General features: G+C 72.8%; 3 protein-coding genes. All 3 read right to left on the bottom strand.

Annotated features, from left to right (window positions below):
- Window positions 1–121: 121 nt before the first annotated feature.
- The 3 genes from GSF22_RS32410 to GSF22_RS32400 all read right to left on the bottom strand — a co-directional run bounded on the left by GSF22_RS32410 (window position 122) and on the right by GSF22_RS32400 (window position 2,856).
- Complete coding sequence (locus tag GSF22_RS32410; protein ID WP_208817721.1) at window positions 122–1,309, bottom strand: NAD(P)/FAD-dependent oxidoreductase; 1,188 nt, start codon at window positions 1,307–1,309, stop codon at window positions 122–124.
- Window positions 1,306–2,226 carry a dihydrodipicolinate synthase family protein gene (locus tag GSF22_RS32405; protein WP_208817720.1) on the bottom strand — a complete coding sequence of 307 codons (921 nt, stop codon included), beginning with the start codon at window positions 2,224–2,226 and terminating at the stop codon, window positions 1,306–1,308. The genes GSF22_RS32410 and GSF22_RS32405 overlap by 4 nt, the downstream gene beginning before the upstream one ends.
- Window positions 2,227–2,319: 93 nt before the next feature.
- Window positions 2,320–2,856: a cupin domain-containing protein gene (locus tag GSF22_RS32400; protein ID WP_208817719.1), complete on the bottom strand. Its 537-nt coding sequence runs from the start codon at window positions 2,854–2,856 to the stop codon at window positions 2,320–2,322.
- Between the last annotated feature and the right edge of the window lie 195 nt (window positions 2,857–3,051).

Here is a 3,051-nt window from a genome sequence, read left to right as displayed (position 1 = left end):
GGGGAGCGCGGTGGCCAGGGACGCGCCCGGGTACGTGACGACGGCCTCGCCGTCGACCTCGATGGTGACCGGTTCGGGCCGGCGCAGGCCGGTACGGACCGGGGGCACCGGGGCGGCGGGGTCAGGCAAAGTTCAGCGCTCCGAAACGGGCCGGCGAGTAGTCCGCGACCGACGGGTCGGCCGTGCCGGTGAGCACCATCCCGGCGAGCAGCCGGGCGTAGGTGAGGCCGAGGGTGAAGGCGGAACCGCCGGTGGCCACGAACAGTCCCGGCCGGCGGGGTACCGCGCCGAGCAGCGGCAACTGGTCCGGGGTGAGGGTGGTCATGCCGGTCCACGTCCGGATCAGCGGCAGGTCGAGCAGGGCGGGGACGACCCGTGCGGCGGCCAGGTTGCCGGTCAGCGACTCGTACCGCAGTTCGGGGTTGACCTCCAGGTCGGTCCGGCCGGACCGGCTGACCAGCTTGGCCGGCCAGCCACCGCCGATCAGCACGGTCCCCTCGGCGGTCTGCTTCACCGACAGCCGTCGGCCGACGTGCTGGATCAGGTGGGGCAGCAGCGGTGCCGTCCGGGCGGTGGCGCTCATCGTCAATCCGACCGGGAACACCGGCAGCCGGACGTCGGCCATCCCGGCCAGCTCGGCGGTCCAGACCCCGCCGGCCAGCACGACCGTGTCGGCGCGGTACGTCCCGCCCGGCCCGCCGTCGGCCCCGGCGCGGGTGGACAGTTCCCAGTACCCGTTGCGGCGGCTCAGCCCGGTCACCCGGCAACCGGTGTGCAGCACCGTGCCGTACCGGACCGCCGCCCGGGCCAGCGCCGGGGTGACCAGTCGCGGGTTGGCCTTGCCCTCGTCCGGGACGAAACCGGCGGCGCGCACGGTGGGGGCGAGGTACGGCGCGAGGGCGTGCAGGTCGGCGCCGGACAGTACCTCCACCGCCAGGCCGTACCGCCGTTCCAGGGCGGCCTTGCGGTCGAGCACGGCGACCTCGGCCGGGGTCTCGGCGAGCATCAGCCCACCGTGCCGGGACACGCCGCACGGCTCGCCCAACTCGTCCTCGACGGCGGCCCAGGAGCGTACGGCGTCGAGGTGCAGGGGGAGCGCGCGGGCTGCCGCGCGGGCGGCGTCGTCGCCGTGTTCGACCATCCGGTACTCGAGTTGGAAGTGCAGGCTGCCGGCGTTCTGCCCGGAGGCGTGCCGGTTGATCTGGTCCTTCTCCAGCAGCAGGACCCGACTGCCGGCCCGGGCGAGCTGCCAGGCGGTGGCGCAGCCGAGCAGGCCACCACCGACCACGGCGGTGTCGACGTGGTTCATGACAGCAGGCCGAGCCGGGTCAGCGTGCCGCGTACCCGCTGCTGTTCGGCGTCGGTGAGGGGGAGCAGCGGTGCGCGGACCTGGCCGGCGGGTACGCCCCGGAGGGTGAGCGCGTACTTCATGATGGCCTGCGCGTTGCCGAACCGGGCGCCGTAGTCCGGCCCGAACCACTCCTCCATGATCACCCGGTCGCGGGCGCCGAGGGTGCGGGCCCGGTCCAGGTCGCCGGCCTGTAGCGCGCGGAAGAAGTCGGGATGGTCGGCGCCGAGGACGGCCCCGGCCCCCATCAGCCCGTCCCCGCCGACCTTGGTCATCAGCTCGATGCCGACCTCGTTGGTGGGGATGCCGAAGTAGCGCACCCGGTGGCGCAGGGCGACCAGGCTGCGGACGAAGCCGCCGAAGTCCGGGGTGGAGTTCTTCACCGCCACCACGGTGTCCAGCTCGGCGAGGTCCCGCAGCAGGTCGGCGTCGAGGTCGACGCCGGTGCCGCGCGGCCAGTTGTAGACGCAGAGCGGGATGTCGACCGCCTCGGCGACGGTGCGGTAGAAGGTGAGGATCTCGGCCCGGGTCGGTACCACGTACGGCGGCGGGGTGAGCAGGATGCCGTCCAGCCCGGCGGCCTGCGCGGCGCGGGCGTGCCGGATGGCCTCGGCGGCGGTGTACGCGTTGCACCCGCCGAGCACGGTGAGCCGGTCGCCGACCCGGTCGGCCGCGGTGGTGAACAGTTCGGCCCGCTCGTGTTCGGTGAGACTGAACCATTCGCCGGTGGTGCCGGCCACGATGATCCCGTGCAGGCGTTCGGCGGCGAACCAGTCGAGCTGGGTCCGCCAGGCGGCCGGGTCCAGCTCGCCGGAGCCGGTGAACGGGGTGGTGACGGCCGGCAGGTAGCCGTACCAGTCGACGCTGTCGCGGTCCATGGTGGTCCTTTCCGGGCAGCGTCGACCGGCCCACGGCCCGGACGGGTGTGGGCGGGCGCTGCCGGTTGTGCGTTGGTGGGTGACCGGCGACCGTTACGGGGTCGGCGGGGTCACCGCGATGATGATCCGGGCCGGCTGGTCGCTGGCGTTGCGGTAGAGGTGCGGTAGCCGGGAGTCGAAGGTGACGGCTTCCCCCGTGGTGAGCTCGTACTTCTCGCCGCCGATGTCGGCGACCACCGTGCCGGCCAGCACGATGGCGCACTCGGTGGAGGGGTGGGCCCACGGCTCGGTGGAGCTGGCGTCGCCGGGGGCGAGGTCGGCCTGGAGGACCTCCAGGTCGCCCCGGCCGGGGGTGAGCCGGTCGTAGGCGATCTGGCCGGGCGGCGCGGCCAGCCTGCTGCGGGAGCCGACCCGGCTGACGTGCACCACGGGCGCCTCCGGTTCGGAGAAGAGCGCCGCGATCGAGGTGTCGAAGACCTGGGCGAGCTTACGCAGGGTGGCCAGACTGGGGTCCGTCGCGCCGTTCTCGATCTGGCTGAGCAGCGCGGGGGACACGTCCGCCTCGGTGGCGAGCTGCCGCAGCGTCAGGGCGTGCTGCTGGCGCAGTTCGCGGAGCCGGTCACCGAGCATGGGGTCCCTCTTCTTAAACAGTGTGACTGAACTTGTTTGACTAAACTACACGAGCCTGTTTAGCATGGTCAAACAGACGCGGAGTGGCGTTCGATTCAGTTAAACAAGCTCAGTGAGGCACGAACCGGACCGGGTCGGTCCGGATACATCAAACCCGCGATCGCGCCGCCGGAAAAGACCCGACCGGCCCCTCGC

It is taken from the genome of Micromonospora echinofusca (genome assembly GCF_017614955.1).
GTDB classification, from domain to species: domain Bacteria; phylum Actinomycetota; class Actinomycetes; order Mycobacteriales; family Micromonosporaceae; genus Micromonospora; species Micromonospora echinofusca_A.
This window is presented reverse-complemented; position numbering and strand designations above follow the sequence as displayed.